This is a genomic window from Mariniflexile maritimum (assembly GCF_009746565.1).
GTDB lineage: Bacteria > Bacteroidota > Bacteroidia > Flavobacteriales > Flavobacteriaceae > Mariniflexile > Mariniflexile maritimum.
The window spans coordinates 177,835-201,316 of record NZ_WRPN01000005.1; the positions used below are offsets into that span (position 1 = coordinate 177,835).

24 protein-coding genes are annotated in these 23,482 nt (G+C 38.2%); 4 read left to right on the plus strand and 20 right to left on the minus strand.

Annotated elements, in window-relative coordinates; genetic code table 11:
- Positions 1-37: 37 nt before the first annotated feature.
- From corA to GQO80_RS09095, 4 genes are all read right to left on the minus strand, one after another.
- Positions 38-1,105, minus strand: coding sequence for a magnesium/cobalt transporter CorA (gene corA, locus GQO80_RS09080; RefSeq protein ID WP_157208036.1), 1,068 nt, complete (start codon positions 1,103-1,105; stop codon positions 38-40).
- A 14-nt stretch (positions 1,106-1,119) separates the two neighbouring features.
- Positions 1,120-1,653: a mechanosensitive ion channel domain-containing protein gene (locus GQO80_RS09085; protein ID WP_157208037.1), complete on the minus strand. Its 534-nt coding sequence runs from the start codon at positions 1,651-1,653 to the stop codon at positions 1,120-1,122.
- Positions 1,654-1,728: 75 nt separating this feature from the next.
- Positions 1,729-2,322, minus strand: coding sequence for a Maf-like protein (locus GQO80_RS09090; RefSeq protein WP_157208038.1), 594 nt, complete (start codon positions 2,320-2,322; stop codon positions 1,729-1,731).
- Positions 2,323-2,467: 145 nt separating this feature from the next.
- The gene (locus GQO80_RS09095) at positions 2,468-3,232 is read right to left on the minus strand and encodes a TIGR02757 family protein (RefSeq protein WP_157208039.1); all 765 of its coding nucleotides are present in this window, start codon (positions 3,230-3,232) and stop codon (positions 2,468-2,470) included.
- A gap of 266 nt (positions 3,233-3,498) precedes the next feature.
- Here GQO80_RS09095 and GQO80_RS09100 point away from each other — a divergent pair, with 266 nt between their 5' ends.
- Positions 3,499-4,308, plus strand: coding sequence for a hypothetical protein (locus GQO80_RS09100; RefSeq protein ID WP_157208040.1), 810 nt, complete (start codon positions 3,499-3,501; stop codon positions 4,306-4,308).
- 86 nt (positions 4,309-4,394) lie between these two features.
- On the opposite strand, the gene GQO80_RS09105 is transcribed toward GQO80_RS09100, so the two are convergent.
- Positions 4,395-5,060: an ABC transporter ATP-binding protein gene (locus tag GQO80_RS09105; RefSeq protein WP_157208041.1), complete on the minus strand. Its 666-nt coding sequence runs from the start codon at positions 5,058-5,060 to the stop codon at positions 4,395-4,397.
- 299 nt (positions 5,061-5,359) lie between these two features.
- Between GQO80_RS09105 and GQO80_RS09110 the strand changes: the two genes are divergently transcribed.
- Complete coding sequence (locus GQO80_RS09110) at positions 5,360-5,644, plus strand: hypothetical protein (RefSeq protein ID WP_157208042.1); 285 nt, start codon at positions 5,360-5,362, stop codon at positions 5,642-5,644.
- 88 nt (positions 5,645-5,732) lie between these two features.
- Here the strand turns inward: GQO80_RS09110 and GQO80_RS09115 are convergent, their stop codons facing one another.
- The 8 genes from GQO80_RS09115 to GQO80_RS09150 all read right to left on the minus strand — a co-directional run bounded on the left by GQO80_RS09115 (position 5,733) and on the right by GQO80_RS09150 (position 13,618).
- Positions 5,733-7,937, minus strand: a complete 2,205-nt coding sequence (locus GQO80_RS09115) for a TonB-dependent receptor (RefSeq protein ID WP_157208043.1) — start codon at positions 7,935-7,937, stop codon at positions 5,733-5,735.
- Between the two features lie 60 nt (positions 7,938-7,997).
- Positions 7,998-8,330: a hypothetical protein gene (locus tag GQO80_RS09120; protein ID WP_157208044.1), complete on the minus strand. Its 333-nt coding sequence runs from the start codon at positions 8,328-8,330 to the stop codon at positions 7,998-8,000.
- Positions 8,327-8,824 carry a DUF6787 family protein gene (locus GQO80_RS09125; protein ID WP_157208045.1) on the minus strand — a complete coding sequence of 166 codons (498 nt, stop codon included), beginning with the start codon at positions 8,822-8,824 and terminating at the stop codon, positions 8,327-8,329. The genes GQO80_RS09120 and GQO80_RS09125 overlap by 4 nt, the downstream gene beginning before the upstream one ends.
- 36 nt (positions 8,825-8,860) lie before the next feature.
- Complete coding sequence (locus GQO80_RS09130; protein WP_157208046.1) at positions 8,861-9,298, minus strand: DUF6146 family protein; 438 nt, start codon at positions 9,296-9,298, stop codon at positions 8,861-8,863.
- Positions 9,299-9,517: 219 nt separating this feature from the next.
- The gene (locus GQO80_RS09135) at positions 9,518-10,156 is read right to left on the minus strand and encodes a DUF937 domain-containing protein (protein ID WP_157208047.1); all 639 of its coding nucleotides are present in this window, start codon (positions 10,154-10,156) and stop codon (positions 9,518-9,520) included.
- A 159-nt stretch (positions 10,157-10,315) separates the two neighbouring features.
- Entirely contained in the window at positions 10,316-11,266 is a 951-nt protein-coding gene (locus GQO80_RS09140; protein ID WP_157208048.1) for a D-2-hydroxyacid dehydrogenase, read from the minus strand.
- A gap of 152 nt (positions 11,267-11,418) precedes the next feature.
- On the minus strand, positions 11,419-12,483 hold the full coding sequence (serC, locus tag GQO80_RS09145) for a 3-phosphoserine/phosphohydroxythreonine transaminase (protein ID WP_157208049.1): 1,065 nt from the start codon (positions 12,481-12,483) through the stop codon (positions 11,419-11,421).
- Between the two features lie 76 nt (positions 12,484-12,559).
- Positions 12,560-13,618, minus strand: a complete 1,059-nt coding sequence (locus GQO80_RS09150; protein ID WP_157208050.1) for an acyl-CoA reductase — start codon at positions 13,616-13,618, stop codon at positions 12,560-12,562.
- A gap of 67 nt (positions 13,619-13,685) precedes the next feature.
- On the opposite strand from GQO80_RS09150, the gene GQO80_RS09155 reads away from it, so the two are divergent.
- On the plus strand, positions 13,686-14,039 hold the full coding sequence (locus tag GQO80_RS09155) for a 4Fe-4S dicluster domain-containing protein (RefSeq protein ID WP_157208051.1): 354 nt from the start codon (positions 13,686-13,688) through the stop codon (positions 14,037-14,039).
- A 251-nt stretch (positions 14,040-14,290) separates the two neighbouring features.
- Here GQO80_RS09155 and GQO80_RS09160 read toward each other — a convergent pair whose 3' ends face one another.
- Genes GQO80_RS09160 through GQO80_RS09170 form a run of 3 tightly spaced genes read right to left on the minus strand, consistent with a single transcriptional unit; the run spans position 14,291 to position 17,487 of the window.
- Positions 14,291-15,310, minus strand: coding sequence for a UDP-glucose--hexose-1-phosphate uridylyltransferase (locus GQO80_RS09160; RefSeq protein WP_157208052.1), 1,020 nt, complete (start codon positions 15,308-15,310; stop codon positions 14,291-14,293).
- A 16-nt stretch (positions 15,311-15,326) separates the two neighbouring features.
- Positions 15,327-16,475, minus strand: coding sequence for a galactokinase (galK, locus tag GQO80_RS09165; protein WP_157208053.1), 1,149 nt, complete (start codon positions 16,473-16,475; stop codon positions 15,327-15,329).
- Between the two features lie 19 nt (positions 16,476-16,494).
- Positions 16,495-17,487 carry a GntR family transcriptional regulator gene (locus tag GQO80_RS09170; RefSeq protein WP_157208054.1) on the minus strand — a complete coding sequence of 331 codons (993 nt, stop codon included), beginning with the start codon at positions 17,485-17,487 and terminating at the stop codon, positions 16,495-16,497.
- A gap of 162 nt (positions 17,488-17,649) precedes the next feature.
- Between GQO80_RS09170 and GQO80_RS09175 the strand changes: the two genes are divergently transcribed.
- The gene (locus GQO80_RS09175) at positions 17,650-18,339 is read left to right on the plus strand and encodes a VIT1/CCC1 transporter family protein (RefSeq protein ID WP_157208055.1); all 690 of its coding nucleotides are present in this window, start codon (positions 17,650-17,652) and stop codon (positions 18,337-18,339) included.
- 115 nt (positions 18,340-18,454) lie between these two features.
- Here the strand turns inward: GQO80_RS09175 and GQO80_RS09180 are convergent, their stop codons facing one another.
- From GQO80_RS09180 to GQO80_RS09195, 4 genes are all read right to left on the minus strand, one after another.
- Positions 18,455-18,640, minus strand: coding sequence for a YgaP family membrane protein (locus tag GQO80_RS09180; RefSeq protein WP_157208056.1), 186 nt, complete (start codon positions 18,638-18,640; stop codon positions 18,455-18,457).
- 11 nt (positions 18,641-18,651) lie between these two features.
- Positions 18,652-18,957, minus strand: coding sequence for a hypothetical protein (locus GQO80_RS09185; RefSeq protein WP_157208057.1), 306 nt, complete (start codon positions 18,955-18,957; stop codon positions 18,652-18,654).
- 9 nt (positions 18,958-18,966) lie between these two features.
- Positions 18,967-22,203, minus strand: a complete 3,237-nt coding sequence (locus GQO80_RS09190) for an efflux RND transporter permease subunit (protein ID WP_157208058.1) — start codon at positions 22,201-22,203, stop codon at positions 18,967-18,969.
- Between the two features lie 170 nt (positions 22,204-22,373).
- Complete coding sequence (locus tag GQO80_RS09195) at positions 22,374-23,453, minus strand: efflux RND transporter periplasmic adaptor subunit (protein WP_157208059.1); 1,080 nt, start codon at positions 23,451-23,453, stop codon at positions 22,374-22,376.
- Between the last annotated feature and the right edge of the window lie 29 nt (positions 23,454-23,482).

Consider the following 23,482-nt stretch of genomic DNA (forward strand, 5'->3'; position numbering starts at 1 on the left):
AACACAAGTAATTTGAAATTAAAACCCAACAATCGCATTACAGCCATTTCTTCCGCTTAAAATAATAGAGCATGCCTAAAAATATAAATACCATTACGCCCCACAAAATGGGGTAGGCGTATTTGTAATGAAGTTCGGGGATGTAATCGAAATTCATGCCATAAATACCTGCAATAAAGGTTAGTGGGATGAAAATGGATGCCATAATGGTAAGCACTTTCATTACTTCGTTCATTTTATTGCTAATGGTGGTCATGTACATATCCATTAAGCTCCAAATCATTTCACGGTAAATATCGATGTTTTCGGATACTTGAATTAAATGGTCGTAAATATCGCGGTAAAAGGTTTTTGTTTTTTTGAGGATGAGCGTGCTTTCGTGTTTTTCGATACGGCTAACCACTTCGCGAAGCGGGTAAATAGCACGACGCACTTTAAGGATTTCCCTTTTTAAATCCTGGATGTCCTTATTGATGGATTGGTTAACGTTTCCTGAGAAAATAGCGGTTTCAAAATCCTCGATCTTATCACCTAAAGTTTCAATAATCACAAAATAATGGTCCACAATGGCATCCATCAATATATAGAGCAAATAATCGGCCTGCATGGTGCGTACTCTGCCTTTTCCTTGCCTGATGCGCTCGCGTACTGTATCGAAAACATCGCCTTCCGATTCTTGAAACGACAAAACATACCCTTTACCCAATACAAAACTCACCTGTTCGGAAACGATGCTATCATCTGCATCGGTATGAAGCATTTTGAGCACCACAAATAAATAATCTTCGTGCTCATCGATTTTGGGGCGTTGGGAAATGCTAACTATATCCTCTAAAACCAGCGGGTGCAGATCGTAATGGTTTCCTAATTTTTCAATTTCTTCAACATGGTTCAACCCGTTAACGTTTATCCAGGTAACCGAATCTGAACCAATAAAACTAAAAGCTTCTTCAACATTGCTCAATTCTTTGTCTATACATTGTTCGCTCGTATAATCAAAGGCCTCAATAAATAGTTTTTTAGTAGGTTTATTGCCCGTATAAATAACGCTACCGGGCGATTTTCCCAGTTTTTTGTGAAACTTTTTTGGTCTTGTTTTGCTCATGTTATAAATATAGTTCAAATACTGGCAATGTCATCATCTGAAATAGCATCTTTTTCAATGAGTGTAACCGCTTTTTGAAGCATTAAATTGTTTGGGTAGGTTACTAAATCGCCATTTTCTAGGCGCAAATGCAGTTGAAAGGCCCTAATATCTTCAATAATGCCTTCAAGAGGAAAATCTTTATCGTGAATTTGTATTTTGTCGCCAACTTTATATGGAAAGGAAAAAAACATGATAATGCCAGAAGTAATGTTGCTTAAAATGGACCAAATGGCGAATAAACCAATGCCTATAACAGCGAAAACGGAAGAAAAAAGAACGATTAAATCACTTGCTTTTGTGCCATAAATAAAAGGGATGATAATAAGGGCAATTAAAAACAAAGTAACCGATACATACCTGTTAATTAAGTGAATACGGGCTAGATTGATGCCCTGTTTTCGCGATATTTTTGTAATAAGGGTGGTTAAAATAAACCGGATAATAAGTAAAACAAGAAGCAAAATGCCGGTTGCGATTAATTCGCTTTTATAGTTTTCAAAAAACATGTTAAATTTTATTTGTGTTGCGTAATAGACAAAGATACATTAGAAAATAGCATTATTTTACCTCATTCGGCGTTTTCACAATTCATTAACAATAACATTTAAGGTTTTGTAAAGCAGGTGCGTTGGCAAGCCCATAACATTAAAATAAGAACCTTCAATTTTGGTAACGCCAATAAGCCCAATCCATTCCTGTATGCCGTAAGCACCTGCTTTATCGAAGGGTTTACAGGTTTTTATGTAGAAGTTTATTTCTTCGTCCGTTAAATTTTTAAAAGTAACCTTGGTAACGGCATTTAGGGTTTTTTCAAAAGTTTTGGTAGTAAAACAAACCGAAGTAATAACCTCATGGGTGGTATTGCTTAACGATTTTATCATTTGAAATGCATCGGCTTCATTTTTTGGTTTTCCTAAAGCTTGGTTGTTATGCCACACAATGGTATCGCTGGTAATAAGGATGTCGTTGGCGTTTAGCTCCTTTTTATAGGGCAACGCTTTTAGTTGCGCCAAATAATCGCTTATTTCAAAATGTTTGAGTCGAATGGGATAATCTTCTATTACGGGTTTCAACCTAATTTCAAAGTCTAGTCCCAAGGTTTTAAAAAATTCCTGTCTTCTAGGGGAACCCGAAGCTAAAATGATATGGTAGTTTTTTAGTTTTTCATTGTGCATTTTTAGGAAGGTTTTAAGTTCAAATATCAAATATCAAATATCAAAAATTGTTTTATTACCCACAAATTTTCAGATTTCGGCGAAAACTTCCAAGATATTTAAAATTTCTTGATTCAAAATGTAGGTTGTATGTTTCAGTTCAAACTTAAAACCCTTCAAAAACACCCAGTCCGAATAGCGCAAAATCATACTTAACGGGGTCGTTTGCATCCAATTTTCTTAATGCTGTATCCAATTCCAATAGTGCTTTCCCGTCATTTTGTTTTCGGTTCAACAATCCTAACTTTCTGGCCACATTTCCTGAATGTACGTCTAACGGACACGATAATTGTGCAGGTGATACTTGGTTCCAGATACCAAAATCAACGCCTGCAAGGTCGTTCCTTACCATCCAACGCAAAAACATGTTGATGCGTTTCGCCGCCGAATTCTTTAACGGATCGCTTACGTGTTTTTGGGTTCTGGTAGGGTGCTCAATTTCAAAAAAAGTAGTTTTGAATTGCGAAATGGTGCTTTGGAGCCTTTTGCCTTTAGCATATTTGGCAAAAACCGCTTCCAATCCATTATGGGTTTTATAGATATGTTGTAACGACTTTACAAATTGTAACGCATCATCGCCATTAAAGGTGCGGTGCACAAAGGAGTGTAGTTTTTCTAAGTCTGTTTCTTGATGGTTCATTATAAAATCAAAAGGCGAATCATCCAATAAGTTCATTAAATGTTTTGCATTTTTAATGATGCTTTTGCGGTTTCCCCAAGCAATGGTAGCAGTTAGAAAGCCTGCGATTTCGATATCTTCCTTTACAGTAAATTGATGCGGAATTTGAATGGGGTCGCTTTCAATAAAGGCAGGGTTGTTGTATTGAAGGACTTTACTATCAAGAAAATCTTTGAGTTCGGTTTTTGTCAATTTAACAGTTGTTAATTTATGAAACAAAAGTACCATTTAAAACGGCATTTTGCTATGAATTTTTATGAGATTATTGGATGGTTAATGGTTGAAAAAAAATATTTTTATCGACAAAATACTCAAAAACACTTTAAACCGTAAGTTTTATGGGTGAAAATAAAATAAAATCTAAATTTTTGCCGTTATTTAGTCCATAAAACAATGTGTTAATACCTTCAAAAAAGAAAGATAATTTTATTTTTAACTATTAATAAAAACGAATACCTATGAGAAAATTTATTGCCCCCCTGTTAGCCATTTTGGTTATGGCCTGTGAAGAAAGCGATCCAAAAACCGAGGTTAATTCTGCCGAAGCCATAGAAGCCTTAACCGAATATGTAACCATAAATAAAGTGTTTCAAGATGTAGGCAACAACAGTGGCGATGCCGTATTAAGTGCCGAAACCTCTGCCGCATCTTCCAAAGCATCCAACACCAAAGTGGTTGGCCCTGTAATTACGGTTACCCCGCTAGATCTTACTACTTTCCCTAAAACCATCACTATCAATTATCAATCGGGTGTATTGTGTAAAGACGGCATTACACGTAAAGGCATTGTAACCATTGTTTCAACAGATTGGTACGGAAAAAAAGACAGCAAGCATACCACTACCTTTGATAATTATTATGAAGGCGACTTTAAAATTGAAGGTACGCACCTGGCAAAGAATTTGGGAAAAAATGAAGACGGCAAATTAGTGTACAGCGTTACGATTGAAAACGGAAAAATAACCACCAAAACGGGTGCGACCATAAACTATACTGAAAACTCTACCAGAACCTGGGTTGCAGGTGCCAACACGCCCTTGAACATTTGGGACGATGCATATTTGTTAAATGGTACGCAATCGGGTACCAGCTCAAAAAATATTGATTATACGCTAACAATTGATGAACCCTTGCATTTTGTGCTTTTGCCTAGAAGCATAACTTCGGGAATTCTCAATATAGATGTGGCTAATATAAAAGACATAAAATTAAATTACACCAATGCTACCATCACTATATTTGGGGTTACCTATCCGTTATATAAGTAGTATGGCATTTTTTATGTAGAAAAAGGGTTTATTGAATTTGATTTTTACAATTCAATAAACCCTTTGGTTTTTTTGGCACGAAGTGATTAATTGTTGGTTATTTTCCCATCAACCATCACCAGTTTTCTGTCGGCTAAATTGGCAAGCTCTTCGTTATGGGTTACAATCACAAAGGTTTGTCCAAATTCATTACGCAACTTAAAAAACAGGCTGTGTAAATTTTCAGCCGATTCGCTATCCAGGTTTCCCGAAGGTTCATCGGCAAAGATTAAATCGGGGTTGTTAATTAAAGCCCTGGCTACCGCAACGCGCTGTTGTTCGCCGCCAGATAGCTCATTTGGTTTGTGGTTGTAGCGTTGGGTTAAACCTAAAAAATCCAGAAGTTCTTTCGCCCGTTTTTCGGCATCGGCCTTTTTGGTGCCTTTTATAAATGCTGGCAAGCACACGTTTTCTAGGGCCGTAAATTCGGGCAATAATTGATGGAATTGGAAAATAAAACCAATATGTTCATTTCTAAACTTGGCCAACGCTTTGTCGTTAAGGGATTGGATGTTTATATTGTTTATTGTAAGATCGTATTTTTCTTTGTCGGAAGCCTTATCTAAAGTGCCCAAAATTTGCAGCAAAGTAGTTTTTCCTGCACCCGACGCTCCTACAATCGATACCACTTCGCCTTTTTTAATATGAATATCAACGCCTTTTAAAACTTGCAGATTGCCGTAATATTTATGAATGTTTGTTGCTTGGATCATAGCTATAAAATATTGCCGTGAAAATACTACTTTAAGCCGTTCTGTACAATTAAGAAGGGTTTTTATTGTAAAATAGGTTTTAAACTTTATATTTAGGCATTTGAAAGTTTAATTAACAATCGTGGTTCGATTTAAAAAAAATCAAGCCAATTCCATCAAGGTTTTCATTTCTGATTGCTTCCGGAATTTTCAATATTGCCTTCATGGTTACATTTTCAATTATCCATAAGTCGGATTATGGTTAACCGAAAATTAATTTTGGTATGTTTCTTGTTATTATGGGTTTTAAAAATTAATTAATGAACAAATACACAAAACTTTTTTTAGGAATTTTATTTGATGCCCTAGGCTACGTGTCATTTATAATTCCCGGTATCGGTGAGTTTTCCGATATCGTTTGGGCACCACTATCAGGCTGGTTAATGACCAGGCTTTATAAAGGGAAAATGGGCAAAATAGCTGGTGTTTTTACTTTTATTGAAGAAGCCCTTCCCGGATTTGACTTCATTCCTTCTTTTACGCTTATGTGGATTTACACCTATGTTTTTAGTAAAGAAGAGCGCGTTGTGAACATCAAAAAATAACGTTATAAAAGTGCTTTTTCTTAAAAGCGCAGTCGGGAACTCAAATTGCGCCCAACTGCGTTTGTGTTTTTATAATGCTTGCAAATAATTACAAGGAATAGGTAAGCCCTAACATCACATTGGTACCCATGTTAAAAATACCGTCGGGTTTTAAGCGCGATAAATGGCTGATGTAGGTTTTATTGGTTAGGTTCGTGCCCGATAGCGTAAAAGTTGCCTCATTTTTAAACAATGAAAAGCTGCCACCCAACCCAGCGCTCCACAAACTATAACCGGCAGTATGGGTTTCAAAAGCGCTTACCTTGGTTTGATTAAACGTACTGGTTAACTTTATAAACGAATAGCCTTTTTTAAGCCAAGGTTTTTCAAATTCAATTCTTAAAATATTGGTTAAAGAATTGGCAGGAATTAAAGGCAAATAACCGGCATTGGCTTGTTTTCCGGTAACGGTTTCAAAACTACTTTCAATATGCAACAAATCCAGCGGGTGGGGGTGTAAGTGAAAACCAACTTCGCCACCATATAAATTGGCATCATCTTGTAGATAAACAAATACAGGATTATCATCTATGGTGTTGCCGTTTGGCGATAAAAAAATATAATTGTTGATGGCGTTGTAAAACCCGTTTGCAAAAAATTCGATATGTTTGTTTTTATACTCCAAGGCGATGTCGGTTTGAAAATTCTGCTCGCTTTTTAAATCAATATTTCCAATTTCGTAACGATTGGTGCCTTCATGCGACCCATCAGAGGTTAATTCAGATAAATTTGGTGCCCTAAAACCGCTTGCTAAATTGATGCGTGCGGTTACATTTTTGGCAATATCGGTTTTTAGTCCTAAAGCACCATTAAAACTGTTGAAGCTTTTGCGCAGGCCAGACGCAATATCGATGGTTCGGTTGTCAAAACGGGCCCCTAGTTGTATATCGGCATTATCAAAATGGATGTGCGAGGTTGCCAGCATGCCCCAATCGTTGGTGGTTGCATTTGGTATTAATGCTTCTTCGCCGTAATTGCTGTTTACTTGGTTCATGCCTTGAACGCCCACAATGGTTTCAAATTTCCCAAAGGTTGGTAAATTATATTTCACATCGTAATTGGCCGTTTTCAGTTTCATGTGCAATGCTGCTTCTAAAACTTCATCATCTTCATGTTCGATTTCATCGTCATGGTGGTGCTCTTCAAATTCTTTTCTATCATTATAGATGTAGCCTAAATTGATATCTAAACGCGACTTTTCAAAAAACAGGCTCGATTTTGAGCTAAATATATGATTTGTAATGTTTTGGTAGGGTAGTAATGGCGCTTTGTTGGTTGATTGTTCGCCAATTTCTTCTGGAATACCTAATTTGGAACTGTTCACATTATACCGAAACTCTGTTTTGAAACCTTCTTTTTGGTAACCGATGCCTGCCTTAAAATCCTGTTCGCTAAAACGTGTATTGGTAACGCGGTAGCTGTTCGTTTTATAGTCGGCGTGTTCAGCTAAACTTACTCTGAAGAGAAATTTAAAATGGTCGCCAGAGGTTTTATAGCCCACATTGGTATTGAACCCTTGGGTGTTGCTGAAATAATTTCCGCCAAAATCGGTATGGGAGCTGTTGTTTAGGGCGAACTTTTCTGGATTCAAATATAAAACACCACCCAGCGCATCACTACCGTAAAGAAGGGAAGCCGGCCCTTTGATAACCTCTATGCTTTCAATGCCAGAGTCGCTAATGCCTAAGCCATGTTCGTCGCCAAATTGTTGGTTTTCTAAACGGATGCCTTGTGTGTAAACCAAAACACGGTTGGAGCTTAAACCGCGAATTACGGGTTTTCCTATACTTAAACCTGTGGTAACACTTTCAACACCAGCAATATTGGTTATGCCATCGGCCAAATTTACCGCACCACTGACTTTCATGTTGGCAACGGTTTCTTGCTCCACTTTCATCACATTTTCACTTTGAAGTTTATGGAACGGCGTCGATACTATAACGGCTTCCATTTCAATGGCCGATGCGGTTAAATAAATAGTAAGTTTTGTTGAAGTAGGAAGCGTAATATTTACAGATTTTGTTTCATAACCTAACAAGGAAACGAGTATTTTATGGTTTCCTGATGGTAAATTTTCAATTGAAAAATGACCGCTTTCATTGGTAAACGTTCCTTTTTCAATTTCAGAAAAATAGATGTTTGCGTAAGGTAGGTGTTGATTGGTGTTGGCATCGATAACGGTGCCCGCTACCTTGTTTTGTGAAAATAGATTTGTAAATGCTAGTAATAGCAACGTATTTAATACTATGCGCATGTTATTTTTTTTTAGTTTAAAACTGTTTTGATACTGAATTTTTCAGTGTATGTAAAGTATTTAAACTAAATGCGGAGGTCCACGAAGAAGCGTTTGTAACTGTTGGAACTCGCTTAAAAATTGGTATTTGGAAACCGTAGCAGTATGGTTTTCCTTAACCGAAAACAACTCAAAATTAAAAAGCGTAAAGGTGTAAACCTGAGCTAGTTTGAACTTGTAAAAATCACAATCGGGATTAATTTCGTGCAAGTGCGTCGTCTTTTCACCTTTACAAATATCGTGTTTGTGGTGTGCAAAAATATGTGAAAACTTTACGGCCGTAGGCACCAATAGCACCATGGCCAGAACCAACGCCAGTATTTTGTAAAAAATATGTTCTTTTAGTTTTTTCACGAATCCATTAACTTATTAAAGCCCATGCGGCGCAACATTTTTTTTTCAAAATTCCAAAAAAAACGAAACTGTCCTAAAAGCCATCCTATGCATACCAAAAGTATTTGATAGAAAATGAAGCCAATAATAATATATAAAATCCAATATAGCGCAGGGTTTAGGTTTTCTTTAGTAATTCCCAAAAGTTTTATAATAGGTTTTCCTACAAATACGGAAGCGGTACCCGTAATTGCAAATACTAAAAAAACGCGTATCATTTCCCATTTATAGGTTAGTTTCCATTTATTTTCAAGTCTTTTAAAAAGAAATAGTACAAATTTTAAAAGTATGGTAAAAAAAAGAAAAGTTAAAAGCACCACAAAAAGGGTTGGTTGGTCTTTTAGAAGTAAAAAAGCTAATTTAAAAGAAGAATACAGCAAAACAACTACACCAAAAAAGGGAAATATAAGTTGCCAGTTATGTTGAATGTCCCAATGGGTCTTGAATTTTTCCACTTAAATAATTTGAAGTGCAAAAATAGTAATTTAGGTTTAAATTCTGGGAACAAATCCGGCTAAACGTTGTTTGTAGGTTAGCTGAAAATAAATAAAATAATTGTATAGTTTATAGTTTACCTCGTAGCCATAATCGATATTGGGTTGGTAATCTATTTGCATTTCGTATAAATTGGGGTTGTAACGTTGTGGTTGCATAACACGACTGTTCCATTCATTTACATAAATCAAGTTTCTGCTTTCCAAGAATTGCTGTGAATAATAGCCTTCGGGTTTTGCTGTACTTGCTAGCCAGAAATTAAAACCCGGTTCAATGATAATGATTTCGTATTCTAAAGCATCATTTGAAATGCTTACGGTATCGTTTAGTTTTAGGCTTTCTAGTGCTTCATCGTTATTGGAGGTGCTGTTTTTAACGGTGTTGCAGCTTATTGCAAATATGCTAAGTAGTAAAATGGATAGAATTGTTTTCATTAGTTCTAATTTTTTGTAAATGTAGGTTGCAACGGTGTGTCAATAAAAGCGACTTCGATGAAACCAAGCGTTTAATTGCGTAACGTAGCTTTTTCACAGAGTTTTAAGTGAACTTAAATTTACAAAAAATCATCCATATTTACGTGGTTTTGAACTTGTTTAAAAAAAAACGCCAAACTAATGCGTTTGACGTTTGCTATTTTTAATAAGATAATTCGATTATCTTTTTCCGAAGAGTCCGCCCAACAAACCTCCAAGACCTCCTTGTTTTTTGTTGCCACCCAAAACCATACCTGCCACATCGTCGATAACGCTGCCATCGCCGTCGGCATCCAGAATGGATTCTAAAAAGCTCTGTTCGTTTTTAGCGGAACTGCCTCCAAGCAACCCTCCTAAAAGACCTTCTAAGCCACTAGGGTTGCTTACATTTTGCTGTTTTGCCTGATTGCCCAATACACCCATTAAAATAGGCGCCGCCACTTTAAGGATCTGGGCTACCGAATTGGCATCTAAACCTGCTTTTGCACCCAAAGTGCTTTCAACGGCCTGTTGTTTGTTTCCTAAAACGTGACCCAAAATTTTGCTACCATCTTCAAGAACGCTGGCATCTACACCACCACTGAATAACCCGCCCAAGTTTTCCAATAGGCTGCCGTCGTGTTTGTTGTTTAATGCATTTAATAAGCCTTCGGCGCCTTGCGGTGTTGCGGCGTTACGTTTCATGGCTTGCATTAAAACGGGCAACGCCATTGTTAAAACATCTTGGGTTTTACTTTGAGGTTGTTTGGTTTGTCCGGCAACACCATTAATGATGGTTTTTCCAAGATCACTGTTTAATAAGTCTAAAATTCCTGACATGATTGGTTATGTTTAAGATTTAATAATTACAATGTTATAAGGCCTTTGTTTGAACACAGAACCTTGATAGTTACAGTTTTGCGGTTCAATGTACAAAAAAAGTCCTAACCATTTAAGTTAGGACTCCATTTTGTCGTTTAGGTCACAAGTTTTAGTGCCTTATTTTAAGAGGCTTATAATTTGAGCTGCCAATTCGGTGCCAATTCTATCCTGGGCCTCTTCGGTGGCGGCACCAATATGGGGAGTTAACGATAAACCGGCGTTCATTAATAATTGGATTTCTGGTTTTGGTTCGTTTTCAAAAACATCCAATGCTGCGCCTGCAACTTTTCCGCTTTGTATGGCAGCCACTAAAGCCGCCTCGTCAACCACACCACCTCGCGCCGCATTAGCTATAAACACGCCATTTTTCATGATTTCAAATTCTGGGGCACCAATTACATAGTCTTTTTGTGCAGGTACGTGCAAGGTGATAAAATCGGCTTGTTTTAAAACGTCTTCCTTGGAAATGGTTTTAATATCAAAGCTTACTTTCTGGCCGTCAAAAAAGTCTAATTCCAAGTTGGCTTTTTCAATAAATGGGTCAAATGCAATTACTTTCATACCAGCACCTAGGGCTACTTTTGCAGTTGCTTGTCCAATTCTACCAAATCCTAAAACACCTAAGGTTTTGCCTTTAAGTTCTACACCTTTGGCATAAGCTTTTTTTAGTTTTCCAAAGTTAGCGTCACCTTCTAAAGGCATGTCTCTGTTTGAATTGTGTAAAAATCGAGCCAATCCGTAAAAATGGCCAAACACTAATTCTGCAACAGAATGTGATGAAGATGCGGGTGTATTGATAACGTGAATGCCTTTTGCTTTTGCATAATCGACATCAATATTATCCATGCCAACGCCGCCACGACCCACAATCTTGATGCTTGGGCATGCATCAATAAGGTCTTTACGAACGGTGGTTGCGCTTCGAACCAATAAAACGTCAATTTGTTTTTCGTTGATATAATTTGCCAACTGCTCTTGGGCAACAGTGGTTGTGATTACCTCAAATCCTCCATTTTCGAGTGCCTCTTTTCCGCTTTTTGAAATACCGTCGTTTGCTAATATTTTCATTTTTTAAGTTAAAGGTTAAAGGTTAAAAGTTGAAAGTTTCAAGAAACGTCATCTTTTTTACTTTAGATTAATTTTATTTTTTTATTTCCGCGAAAGCGAAAAAATGATAATGCTTTGTAAGCACTGAAAACTGTTTTGGCTTACTGCTATTTTTATGCTTTGCTTTCCAGTTCACTCATTACTTCTACCAGTGCCTTTACACTTTCAATGGGTAAGGCATTGTACATGGATGCCCTATAACCCCCAACACTTCTATGGCCACCTAAACCGCTAATGCCCGCTTCTTTAAGCATTGTTTCGAAGGTTTCTTTTAAATTTTCATTTTCTAGGGTGAAGGTTGCATTCATGATAGAGCGATCTTCTTTACTGGCAAAACCGTTGAATAATGGGTTTAAATCTATTTCAGAATACATCACACTTGCTTTTTTGTTGTTTAGTTCCTCAAGTGCTTTGATGCCGCCTAATTTTTTAATCCATTCTAGGGTTAGCATGGAGGTATAAACGGCAAATACGGGCGGTGTGTTGTACATGCTGCCATTCTCGATATGCAATTTATAATCCATGATGGATGGGATTTTTCGGGATACTTTTCCTAAAATAGCTTCCTTAACCACCACAAGCGTTGTGCCTGCTGGCCCCATGTTTTTTTGTGCGCCGGCGTAAATTAAATCGAATTTCGAGAAATCCAATACTCGTGAGAATATATCGCTACTCATATCGCAAACCATGGGAATGGGCGAGTCTGGGAATGTTTTTATTTGGGTTCCAAAAATGGTATTGTTTGATGTGCAATGGAAATAATCATAATCCTCTGGAATTTCATAACCCTTTGGAATGTAGTTGAAGTTGGCAGCTTCAGAAGAAGCTACTTCATAAATATCGTCAAGCATTTTGGCCTCCTTGATGGCTTTTTTGCTCCAGGTGCCCGTGTTTAAATAGCCAGCTCTTTTTTCTAAAAGATTTAATGCCACCATTAAAAACTGTGTACTGGCACCACCTTGTAAAAACAAGGCTTTGTAGCCTTTGCCCTCTAAACCTAGAAGCTCTAAAACCAGTGCCCTGGCTTTTTCCATAACATCAATAAACGATTTGCTTCTATGTGAAATCTCTAATATGGATAGGCCTTCATTATTAAAATCTATTACGGCATGAGATGATTTAAGTAGTACTTCTTGTGGTAAAATACTGGGTCCTGCACTAAAGTTGTGTTTCTTCATTTTTGTTGTAGAATTTTAAGGTGCAAAGTTGCTAATTAATTAGAAATTTTATAGTAAAAATTCAATAATAATTTTGTCAAATTGCTAATAAAAATTCAATAGAATCGACACTATCCGCATAATCCCAAAGATATGGTTTTTGAGTGGCACCGAATGGGATTTCATTTTTTGTAAAACCTTTGGAGACGATGCATTGGATGAAGTTTCTATCGGCTTCTAATTTTTGCTGAAGTTGTGTTGGGTCATCATAATATTCATAAAACACGGTGGCAATGGGCGATGCGTAACTGGGGTCTTCTTTAATCATCAAAAACCCGTTTTCGAGCATATCGAACTCACTCATTAAATAAACGGCCTTGTTGTAATCGTAATTATTTGCATATTTGGCCTTTTCAATAATAGGATGCCAGTGGTACATGGCCTTAAAAAACGCATCAAAATTGTAGTTTTTTGGTACGAACAGTTTGGAAACATTTCTACACCCTAGGCCGTAATATCTAAAAATATCTTCTGATAGGTTTACGAGTTCCGCATCGGTTTCATGGCCCGTTAAAACGGCTACCGAGTTTCGGTTTTTTCTAATAATGGAGGGTTTGTCTTTAAAATAATATTCAAAATAACGCGCTGTATTGTTGCTTCCTGTGGCGATAACGGCATCAAACGTGCTTACTTTTTCTTCGGTAAACGCTATTTTTCCTTTAAATTCGGGTTCAACATACTCTAAATATTTGGCTAAATAGGGCAGTAGTTGCTTGTCGTTGGACGACTGTTTTACCAATACCTTATGGCCGCAAATGAGCACTGCCAAAAAATCGTGGAAACCCACAAGCGGAATGTTTCCAGCCATAATAATCACAACTTGTTTTGGTATTGGAATAGCAATGTTATAGGGCTTTAACCATGTTCTTAAATTAGGTTCTGTTAACGATTCGGCCCAACCTGAAATAGCAAACTGCATGTTTTCTGGGGTAAACCATCCGTTGTGTTCTTCGGCCAACTTTAATTGGTGCTTGAAGCCTTCAAAAAAAATGGCGTTGTGTTCAACTTGGTCATTTTTTTGGATTTCCTCATTGGTAAATTGACTTAAAAAGGCCCCTAATTTTACAAAAGCGTTAATTCTTTGCTCTAATTGCATGCGCGATTTGGATATGAATAGTTTTGGCGTTATTTTTGCGATTACAAATTTAGAAAGAAAAAACGCTATGGCAATAATTATAACAGATGAATGTATAAATTGTGGTGCTTGCGAACCTGAGTGCCCCAACACAGCAATATACGAAGGGGCCGATGATTGGCGCTACAAGGATGGCACTAGTTTAAAAGGCAAAGTGGTGCTAACCAATGGAAACGAAGTGGATGCCGACGAAGCCCAAGAGCCTATAAGTGACGAATATTATTATATTGTTCCCGATAAATGTACCGAATGTAAAGGGTTTCACGACGAGCCCCAATGTGCTGCGGTTTGCCCAGTAGATTGTTGTGTGCCAGATGATAACCATGTGGAAACAGAGGAAGAACTGTTGGCCAAACAACGTTTTATGCACCCAGAGGGGTAATTAATAATGAATAGTTAACAATGAATAATTAATAATGAAAAATTAAAAATTATAGATTGTTTTGAACGAACCGTAATCCCGGGCTTTGTCCTGGGATTTTTTTTGTCGTTATTATTGTGGGTTTCAGTTTTAAGTAAAAAAGCACTTAAAATAAAAAACCTTAGGTTGTAACGCAAACCGTTTTATGGTATTGACATTATAACTTAAGGTTTTGCTCCTTCTTGATTTGAATCCGTATAATTTCAGAAAACTCAAATAAGCTCTTGCAATCGTTTTGCGGCAATTTCGGCAGTTATATCACGCTGTGGCGAACCGAACATTTCATAGCCAACCATAAACTTTTTAACGGTTGCACTTCGCAATAACGGTGGATAGAAACTCATGTGCCAATGCCAGTGTTTATTTTCATTACCATCAGTTGGTGCTTGGTGGATACCGCTCGAATACGGAAACGACGTGTTGAATAATTTATCGTAAGCCTTTGTTATGGCTGCAATGGCCTCGGCGAATTGCAGGGTTTCGTTTGGAAGCATGTCCAAAATACTTGCTTGCGTCCTTTTGGGAACGATCATGGTTTCAAAAGGCCATACCGCCCAAAAAGGTACCAAAACCACAAACGATCCGTTTTCAAAAACAATACGTTCTTGCTTTTCAAGTTCCTGTGAAAGATAGTCGCCTAATAGACTTTTTTTGTTTTTGGAATAATAGGCAAGTTGTTGCTTGTCTTTTTTGTCCACTTCATTGGGAAGGGTCGATTGGCTCCAAATTTGTCCGTGCGGATGCGGATTGCTACAACCCATTACGGCGCCTTTGTTTTCAAAAATTTGAACATAATTGATGGTGTCGATATCGCCAAGTTCTTTGTATTCCTTTTGCCATGCGAAAACCACTTTTTCAATCTCTGCCGGAGTCATGTCCGCTAGACTTTTAGAGTGGTCGGGGCTAAAGCAAATCACCTTACAAATGCCGGTTTCACTTTGCGCTTTCAATAAACCATCCTCCACCTTAAAGGCTTTGGAATCGTTTTGAAGGGCGGCAAAATCGTTTGTAAACACAAACACATCTTTATAATCGGGGTTTGTTTCACCGTTAATGCGTTTATTTCCAGCACATAAATAACAGCTTGGGTCATGCGACGGTCTTTTTTCCGTGGAAATATCCTCATTTTGACCCTGCCATGGGCGTTTTGCACGATGGGGTGAAACTAAAATCCATTCGCCTGTTAGGATATTGTAACGTTTATGTGAAAAATCTTGTAAATCGGTATTCATTTTCTTCGATGATTAATTAATTGATAACATGCGTTCCGTTGGAAAGTTCTACCGCATAAATAGAACAATCTTTGTTGAATTTCTCTTTATAGGCTTTGGAAGCGCTTGCTTTGAATGATTCGGCTTCATTTTTGGCCACTAAGTTAATGGTACAACCGCCAAAACCGCCACCCATCATGCGGGCGCCCAAAACATGACCGTTCAATCTGGCTTGTTCTACTAGAAAATCCAGTTCCTCGCAACTTACTTTGTATTGGTTTTGCAAACCATCATGCGATGCATAAATCAATTTCCCGAGCGTTTCCAAATCATCTGCTTTCATTGCCTGTGAAGCGCGAACCGCACGGTTGTTTTCCTGAATTACGAATAGGGCTTTTTGGTAATTCTCGGGTGTAATTTTATCCTTTATGCCTTGTAAATCAAATTCGGTGGCGTCGCGCAATGCCTTCACTTTCAGCATTTCAGAAATGGATTCGCAAACCGAACGTCTATCGTTATACGCGCTATCCGATAAACTGTGCTTTACGTTGGTATTGATTAAAATAAGTTCGTGGTCTTTAAAATTTATTTCAAAAGGAGTCGATGTTACAGTACGGCAATCCAGCAATAACGCATGGTTTTCGATACCGAACATGCTAGCATATTGGTCCATGATGCCACATTTCACGCCCACGTAATTATGTTCGGCCTTTTGTGAAATTAAAATCATGTCGTGTTTCGATAAATCCAACTTGAAGAGTTCATTTAACCCATACACCACGCTGTTTTCCAGAGCTGCGGAAGATGACATGCCCGCACCCCCCGGAATATCGCCCCCAAAAGCGATGTTGAAATTTCCAATGGTTTTGCTCCGGTTCTGGATTTCAGCAATAACGCCCAAAATATAATTTTGCCAACTGCCTTGTGCCATGGGTTTTAGGTTGTTTAGGTTAAACTCAACCACCTCTTGTTTGTCCACCGCAAAGGCCTTTGAGGTGTTGGAATCGCTTTTTTGTATAGCGGCAATGATGCCTTTATTTACGGCGGCTGGGAACACGAAACCATCGTTATAATCGGTATGTTCGCCTATAATATTGATTCTTCCCGGAGAAAAAATCAGCATCGGTTCAGTTTGGAATTTGTTAATGAAACTTTCTTTTACAGTGTTGATTAATGCTACATTCATGGTTGTTTTTTTAATTGTTTTATAGCGAATTCCGCAAAATGAGCGCGTTGCTATTTTCTATTTTTACTTGTTCTTTAGTGTTTATCATGTTTGCTAATTGTTCGCCCATTTTATTGAAATCGGTTGAAATGGTAGTGATTCCGCCTTCAACGAGTTCCTTGAGCAAGGTGTCGTTGTATGAAATGATGCCTATATCTTGTGAAAGTACTAAATTTTTCTCTTTAATTTTTTTGATAATCCTTAACAGGTTTTTATCATCTGGAATTATAAATACGTCGCCTTTTGCAAGCGGTAGGTTTTCTAAGGAAGCTATTACAGCATGTTCCAAAACGTTCGATATACAAAATTTTTCAAAACCAATGCGCATGCCTTCAGGCTGTCTGCTCTCATCAAAAAGCAATATGATCCTATTGTATTTTTTTATTAGCGGGAGCGCTTTGTTAAGGTTGGAAATAATATCCTTCTCGAAATTTTGATAAACGGCGGGATATTTTAATAATTCGCTGTGCATTTGGTCTAGTATGTAAACCCTTTCCTTGGGCAAACTGTCTATTGCAACGTGCGTGTTCTTTAAGTTGGCAGGCATGATGATGTACTGGTTGTAAGCCCCTCTGTTTTCATGGATTAGCTTACTAAACATATCATAATTAAAATGATGGAAAAAAGTATCGACCCGTATGTTTTTATCTAAATGTTTTAAAAATGAACTGTATAAATCTTCCTTAAATGAATTGAGTTCATCAAACAACAAGAAAATTTTTTGCGTTACATCAACCTGGTCATTCAAAACATAATAACCCTTACCAACTATCGATTGAACGATACCCCTGGTTTTTAACTCGTTGAAGGCCATTAATACAGTATCCCTTGAAAGTTTGTGGGCCATACTTACACTATTTATAGAAGGTAGCGCATCGCCTTTTTTTAAAGTTCCCGAAACAATAGCATTTTCAATAGAAGCAATAATTTGCTTGTATTTAGGGGTGCCTGTCTTTTGCTGAATACTAATCATAATGCATGCAAATATAATAAAAAAAACAACTAGTAGGTACTGGTAGGTAATTATATTATTAAGACTAGGTAAAAATAGGCAGTTTTGGATAGGCTTGAATAAACATTATCTACTGAAAATGTTTACATTTACTAAGGAAAATAGTATAAAAAAGTGATTATTTTGGAATTAGAAGGACATTACATACATAGAAGCGGTTGGTTAAGAGCGGCCATATTAGGTGCCAACGATGGTATTTTGTCAACAGCAAGTGTTATAATTGGTGTTGCGGCTGCTAGCCATACACGCGAGCCCATTGTGCTCGCGGGCGTTGCAGGTTTGGTGGCCGGTGCATTATCCATGGCGGCTGGGGAATATGTTTCGGTTAGTTCGCAATCGGATGTCGAGCATGCCGATCTTCAAAGGGAAATAAAGGAACTAAAAGATTCACCTGAACATGAGTTAACCGAATTGGCAGAAATTTATGAACAACGCGGTTTGGATAGAGTATTGTCTCTTAAAGTTGCCGAACAACTAACAGCCCATGATGCTTTAGGTGCTCATGCCCGCGACGAACTTGGCATAAATGAAATTACGCAAGCAAAACCATTACAAGCTGCTTTAGCTTCTGGCGGAGCATTTTTGTTTGGTGGCATTTTGCCTGTTATCGTTGCGTTGGTTGCGCCCGTTAAGCAAATGGTTTATATACAGTACATTTTTGCAACACTTTTTTTAGTTGTTTTAGGCGTTACGGCTGCAAAAGCAGGTGGTTCCAATATTAAAAAAGCCATATTGCGCATTACGTTTTGGGGTACCATTGCAATGGGCATTACGGCTTTAATAGGCTACTTGTTTGGAGTGAATATGGCGTAGCTTGGTAGTAAATTAAAGATTTAACACGGATTTTTATTGCTATGCCATGATTTTTTATGAAAAACCACTCAAAGTATTATGTGCAACATTCCCAAAAAAATCCGTGTGCGTTCGTTTAATCCTTAACCCCCAATTTTGCTAAAATAGTATCCATTAAGCACCATTTGGTGATGGACGATTGTAATAAATTGGCACCCACAAAAGCGGTAAACCAAAGCCAATTAATGTTTACATAAATAGCAAGTAGCAAGCTTATAAGTATAAATGTGCCTGCAACTGCGCGTACAATTCTGTTTTTCATGGTTATTTATTTTAGTTTGATTTTTCAATGTTCATTACCGCAATATGGATGTGCGATAGGGTTTTTTGTTTTTTGTTGAAATCGTTTATTTCATTAAACAAGGCATCAACAGTTTCATTTTTCACAAAGGCATAAAATAGAATGGATTCCGTTTGGTTCATTTCACTTGAAAACCAGTTCGATTCTACGGCATCTTCGGTACTATCCCTATATCCGGTAACTTCTCGAAATGAAAATGTTTTTACTTCGGCTTTTTTTAGATGTAATTTGATGTCCTTTTCAAATTCTTTTATGGCAGTAATAATGACTAATTTCATAGTATTGTATTATAGTTTAGTGGTTTCATCTTCCTCTTCTTTGGAAGGGGTCGTGGTGGTTTCCCATTTTTTGCGTTCGGTGATGTAATAAATCAATGGCACCACAATAAGCGTTAATAAGGTTGAAACGATGGCACCTGCCACCAGCGAAATGGCCAATCCTTGGAAAATGGGATCGAACAAAATGATGGATGCTCCAATAACAACGGCACCCGTAGTTAATAAAATGGGGGTTGTTCGAACCGCTCCCGCATCAATAATGGCTTGTTTTAATGGAATGCCGTCATTTAAACGTATTTCAATAAAGTCTATTAAAAGCACCGAATTTCTTACCATCACGCCCGCTAGGGCAATCATGCCAATAAAGGAGGTGGCGGTAAAAAATGCGCCCAACATCCAGTGTCCCAGTACAATACCAACGAGTGATAGTGGTATGGCAACCATCATAACCAACGGGGTTTTGAAGTTTTGGAACCAGCCAACAATAAGCATATAGATAATAACGATAACCACTAAAAAGGCCGTTCCCAAATCGCGGAACACTTCCAAGGTTATTTGCCATTCGCCATCCCATTTTACGGTAAAATCGGTTTCTTCACTTGGTGAACCAATGTATAGTTCATTTATTTTGTAGCCTTTTGGAAGTTCTATTTTTTGGAGTTTTTCGTTCATTCCTAAAATGGCATACACCGGACTTTCAAGTTCGCCAGCCATATCTGCCAACACATATACCACCCGTTTTTGGTCTTTTCTGTATATATTATGATCGAGTGTTTCTTTTTTAACCGAAACTAAATCGTTTACAGGAATCACGTTGCCCCGGCTTCCCTTAATTTTTAAATTTTGAATGTCTTGAAGCGATGTTTTATCCTTATCGTCTAGCGACAGCACGATGCTTACATTATCGTTTGAAGTTTCATCGTATAAATTGGCAATGGGATATTCTTGCAACAAATAGGTTAAATTCCCCACTATTTGTTGTGGGGCAATGCCGTTAAGCATCGCTTTTTCTTTATCAACTTCCAAACGGTATTCCACCTGGTCTGCTTCAACCATCCAATCGGCATCAACCACATCCACCGTGTTTTCCAAAATGTGCTTCACTTGGTTGGCAACCTTAATTTGCTCGTCGTAGTTTGGGCCATAAACTTCGGCCACAAGGGTAGAAAGTACAGGTGGCCCTGGTGGTACTTCAACAATTTTTACATTAGCGTTGAATTTTTTGGCTATTTTTTGAATGTTAGGACGCACTATTTTGGCAATATCATGGCTCTGTAAGTCCCTGTTTTCTTTGTGAAGCAAGTTTACTTGAATATCGGCCATATTGCTGCCACCGCGCATATCATAATGCCTTACCAAACCATTAAACGTAATGGGGGCAGAGGCACCAATGTAGTTTTGGTAATCGACCACTTCGGGAACCGTTTTTAAATATTGGGCAATCTCTTGGGTTACCATGGCAGTTCTTTCCAGCGTGGTGCCTTCGGGCATATCTATTACCACTTGAAATTCATTTTTATTATCAAATGGCAACATTTTTACGGCCACCGATTTGGTAAAAAACATCACGACCGACCCTAAAAGCAATAGGATGGTAACAACAAACATGAGGTTTCGTTTTTTAGGGTTATCCAAAAACGGTTGCTCCACTTTTTTGTATATTTTGTAAATACGGCTCGTTTCTAAACCGGCTTCTTCTTTATGTGCCTGTTCATCTTTTTCCTGTAATAAATGATAGCCTAAATAGGGCGTAACCGTTAATGCCACAAATAGCGATAAAATCATGGCAATGGAAGCGCCAATGGGCATTGGGCTCATATAAGGCCCCATCATGCCCGATACAAACGCCATGGGCAAAATGGCGGCAATTACCGTAAATGTTGCTAATATGGTGGGGTTGCCTACTTCGTTTATGGCATAAATGGCGGCTTGTTTAAATGGTAAACGCTTCATTTTAAAATGGCGGTGCATGTTTTCGGCAATGATAATACTGTCGTCAACCACTATACCTACCACAAATACCAATGCAAAAAGGGTAATCCTGTTCAATGTATAACCTAGCATGTAATAGGCAAATAAGGTTAATGCAAAGGTTAATGGCACCGAGAAGAATACCACCAAACCACCGCGCCAACCCATGGCCAACATAACCAATATGGTAACGGCTAAAATGGCCACTCCTAAATGCAATAAAAGTTCGCCCACCTTATCGGAAGCGGTTTCACCATAATTCCTGGTTACTTCCACATGCACATCGTTGGGTATTAAGGTCGATTTTAGTTTGTCGATATGGGTAATTATCTTTTCGGAAATTTTCATCGCGTCGGCCCCTTTTACCTTTGAAACAGAAATGGTAACCGCTGGGTATTCCGATTTAAAATCTTTATACGCCTCATGGGTTTGTCCGAATCCAAACGCTACATAACTTTTTGCCGATGCGGGCCCGTCCTCGATGTTTGCCACTTGTTTTAAATAAACGGGCATATTTTTATTAACGCCTACCACCAAATTTTCAACATCCTCTTTGGTTTCTAAAAAGCGTCCGGTGGTAATTAAATATTCGGTATCGTTATTCACAAAACTTCCCGATTGCGAACTGCTGTTGTTGGCCTGTACCATTTGCATAATGCCAAGGGCATCTACATTGTTCCCAGCCATTTTGTCTTTGTCCAAAACCACTTTAAGCTCGCGGTTTCTGCCACCAATTACTTTGGTAATCGACACATCCTTAACCTTTTCAATTTCAGAGGTAAGTTCTTCGGCCATTTGGCGTAATTGGAAATCGTCATAATGCTCGCTCCAAAGGGTAAGCCCCAACATGGGTACATCATCAATAGAGCGTGTTTTTACAATAGGTTTATAAACCCCCTGCGGAAACATGTTTTCATGTTTCATTAGCTCATCGTACAGTTTTACATACGAACGCTCAGTATCTTCGCCCACATAAAACTGAACGATAATGACCGCTTGACCGTTCATGGCCATACTATGTACGTGCTCAACGCCTTTAATGTTGCTTATAATTTTTTCCAAAGGCTTCACCACACGGTTTTCAACCTCGCTTGGGTTAGCCCCAGGGTAGCCCACCATCACATCGGCCATGGGCACGTTAATTTGCGGTTCTTCCTCACGCGGAATGAGAAACGAACTGTATGTTCCAATAATCATCAAACCAATCATCAATAAAATGGTCAGTTTTGAATTGATGAAAAAATGAGCGATTTTACCCGAAATTCCTTCTTGCATGTTTTTATGTTTTTGGGCGTTTTAACAGGCTATCCGTTACAATCTTTTTTTTTATTTTCGTCATTCCAAAGTAATTTACATTGTGCCGTGGCCGTTTGTCCAACTATTTGGATATGGCAATTTAATTTCAAAAAAAAGGATTTTCACTGCTATCCTTAACGCGTTATTTATTATTGAATAGTTACTTTAACCCCGTTGTACAACTTGCCATCGGCCCAGGTAATATATGGCTCGTTTGCTGCCAATCCAGATAAAACCTCTACTTGATCGCCAAAGGTTCTGCCCAAGCGCAACCAACGCAATAGGGCTGTTTTGCTCTCGCTTACGGTATATACACCCGAAAGCTGCCCTTTCGTTACAAGCGCACTTTTGGGTATTAAAACCATTTCAACTTTTTCCTGGGTTTTTATAGGAAATTGAACCGTTACAAACATGCCCGATAAAATGGAAGCATCTGTTTTGTCTAAAGCAACTTTCACTATATATTGTCCGCCCGTATTGGCTGCCGAGGTGCTTACTTCGGTAACTTTACCAGTTAGTGTAGTGTTCATGGATTTAACAAGTACGTTAACACTTGTTCCCGAGGTGATTTTTGAGATTTCACTTTCAGGTACCAAAGCGGTTACTTCAAAAGTTCCGGGAGTTTCAACCGAAATAAGGGGCATGCCGGGGTTGGCCATATCGCCTTCATCAATACTTTTACTGGTAACAACCCCGCTAAACGGTGCCGTAATATTGGAATAGGCAAATTGTGCACTAACTTCGTTTTTCATTTGGTTGGCACCTTCCAAACGGGCTTTTGCCATATTGTAATGTGCTGCCATATCGTCAAATTCCTTTTGCGATACGCTGTTGTCGGCCAATAGGTTTTTAAAGCGGTTGTAATCTTTACTGGCATTGTTAAACGCTGCGGTGGCTTCGGTGATGCTCGCATTTACTTGTGCTTTTTTGGCCTGTAAATCGGTATTGTTTATAGAAACCAATAATTGTCCTTTGCTCACTTTATCGCCCACCTTCACATGTACTTTGGTAACATAGCCCATCATGCGGGTACTTAAATTGGCGCTGTTTACGGCTTCAATGGTGCCACTTGCCGTTAAAAAAGGGCTACTGCCACTTTCTGATACGGCGTTTACTTTAACGGAAACAGGTTGGCCACTATCTGTCGCTTCGTTTTTCTTGTCGCTACCACAACTTGTTATAAAAAGTGAGGCTGTTATTAAAGCTAGTAGAAATGTATATCTTTTCATTTTTTTAATTGTTTATTGATTTTTTGTCG

Excerpts from the sequence above, each read along its gene's own strand:
- corA (WP_157208036.1), bottom strand. The coding sequence starts at position 1,105 with ATGAGCAAAACAAGACCAAAAAAGTTTCACAAAAAACTGGGAAAATCG.
- GQO80_RS09085 (WP_157208037.1), bottom strand. The coding sequence starts at position 1,653 with ATGTTTTTTGAAAACTATAAAAGCGAATTAATCGCAACCGGCATTTTG.
- GQO80_RS09090 (WP_157208038.1), bottom strand. The coding sequence starts at position 2,322 with ATGCACAATGAAAAACTAAAAAACTACCATATCATTTTAGCTTCGGGT.
- GQO80_RS09100 (WP_157208040.1), top strand. The coding sequence starts at position 3,499 with ATGAGAAAATTTATTGCCCCCCTGTTAGCCATTTTGGTTATGGCCTGT.
- GQO80_RS09105 (WP_157208041.1), bottom strand. The coding sequence starts at position 5,060 with ATGATCCAAGCAACAAACATTCATAAATATTACGGCAATCTGCAAGTT.
- GQO80_RS09110 (WP_157208042.1), top strand. The coding sequence starts at position 5,360 with ATGAACAAATACACAAAACTTTTTTTAGGAATTTTATTTGATGCCCTA.
- GQO80_RS09115 (WP_157208043.1), bottom strand. The coding sequence starts at position 7,937 with ATGCGCATAGTATTAAATACGTTGCTATTACTAGCATTTACAAATCTA.
- GQO80_RS09130 (WP_157208046.1), bottom strand. The coding sequence starts at position 9,298 with ATGAAAACAATTCTATCCATTTTACTACTTAGCATATTTGCAATAAGC.
- GQO80_RS09135 (WP_157208047.1), bottom strand. The coding sequence starts at position 10,156 with ATGTCAGGAATTTTAGACTTATTAAACAGTGATCTTGGAAAAACCATC.
- GQO80_RS09140 (WP_157208048.1), bottom strand. The coding sequence starts at position 11,266 with ATGAAAATATTAGCAAACGACGGTATTTCAAAAAGCGGAAAAGAGGCA.
- serC (WP_157208049.1), bottom strand. The coding sequence starts at position 12,483 with ATGAAGAAACACAACTTTAGTGCAGGACCCAGTATTTTACCACAAGAA.
- GQO80_RS09150 (WP_157208050.1), bottom strand. The coding sequence starts at position 13,618 with ATGCAATTAGAGCAAAGAATTAACGCTTTTGTAAAATTAGGGGCCTTT.
- GQO80_RS09155 (WP_157208051.1), top strand. The coding sequence starts at position 13,686 with ATGGCAATAATTATAACAGATGAATGTATAAATTGTGGTGCTTGCGAA.
- GQO80_RS09160 (WP_157208052.1), bottom strand. The coding sequence starts at position 15,310 with ATGAATACCGATTTACAAGATTTTTCACATAAACGTTACAATATCCTA.
- galK (WP_157208053.1), bottom strand. The coding sequence starts at position 16,475 with ATGAATGTAGCATTAATCAACACTGTAAAAGAAAGTTTCATTAACAAA.
- GQO80_RS09170 (WP_157208054.1), bottom strand. The coding sequence starts at position 17,487 with ATGATTAGTATTCAGCAAAAGACAGGCACCCCTAAATACAAGCAAATT.
- GQO80_RS09180 (WP_157208056.1), bottom strand. The coding sequence starts at position 18,640 with ATGAAAAACAGAATTGTACGCGCAGTTGCAGGCACATTTATACTTATA.
- GQO80_RS09185 (WP_157208057.1), bottom strand. The coding sequence starts at position 18,957 with ATGAAATTAGTCATTATTACTGCCATAAAAGAATTTGAAAAGGACATC.
- GQO80_RS09190 (WP_157208058.1), bottom strand. The coding sequence starts at position 22,203 with ATGCAAGAAGGAATTTCGGGTAAAATCGCTCATTTTTTCATCAATTCA.
- GQO80_RS09195 (WP_157208059.1), bottom strand. The coding sequence starts at position 23,453 with ATGAAAAGATATACATTTCTACTAGCTTTAATAACAGCCTCACTTTTT.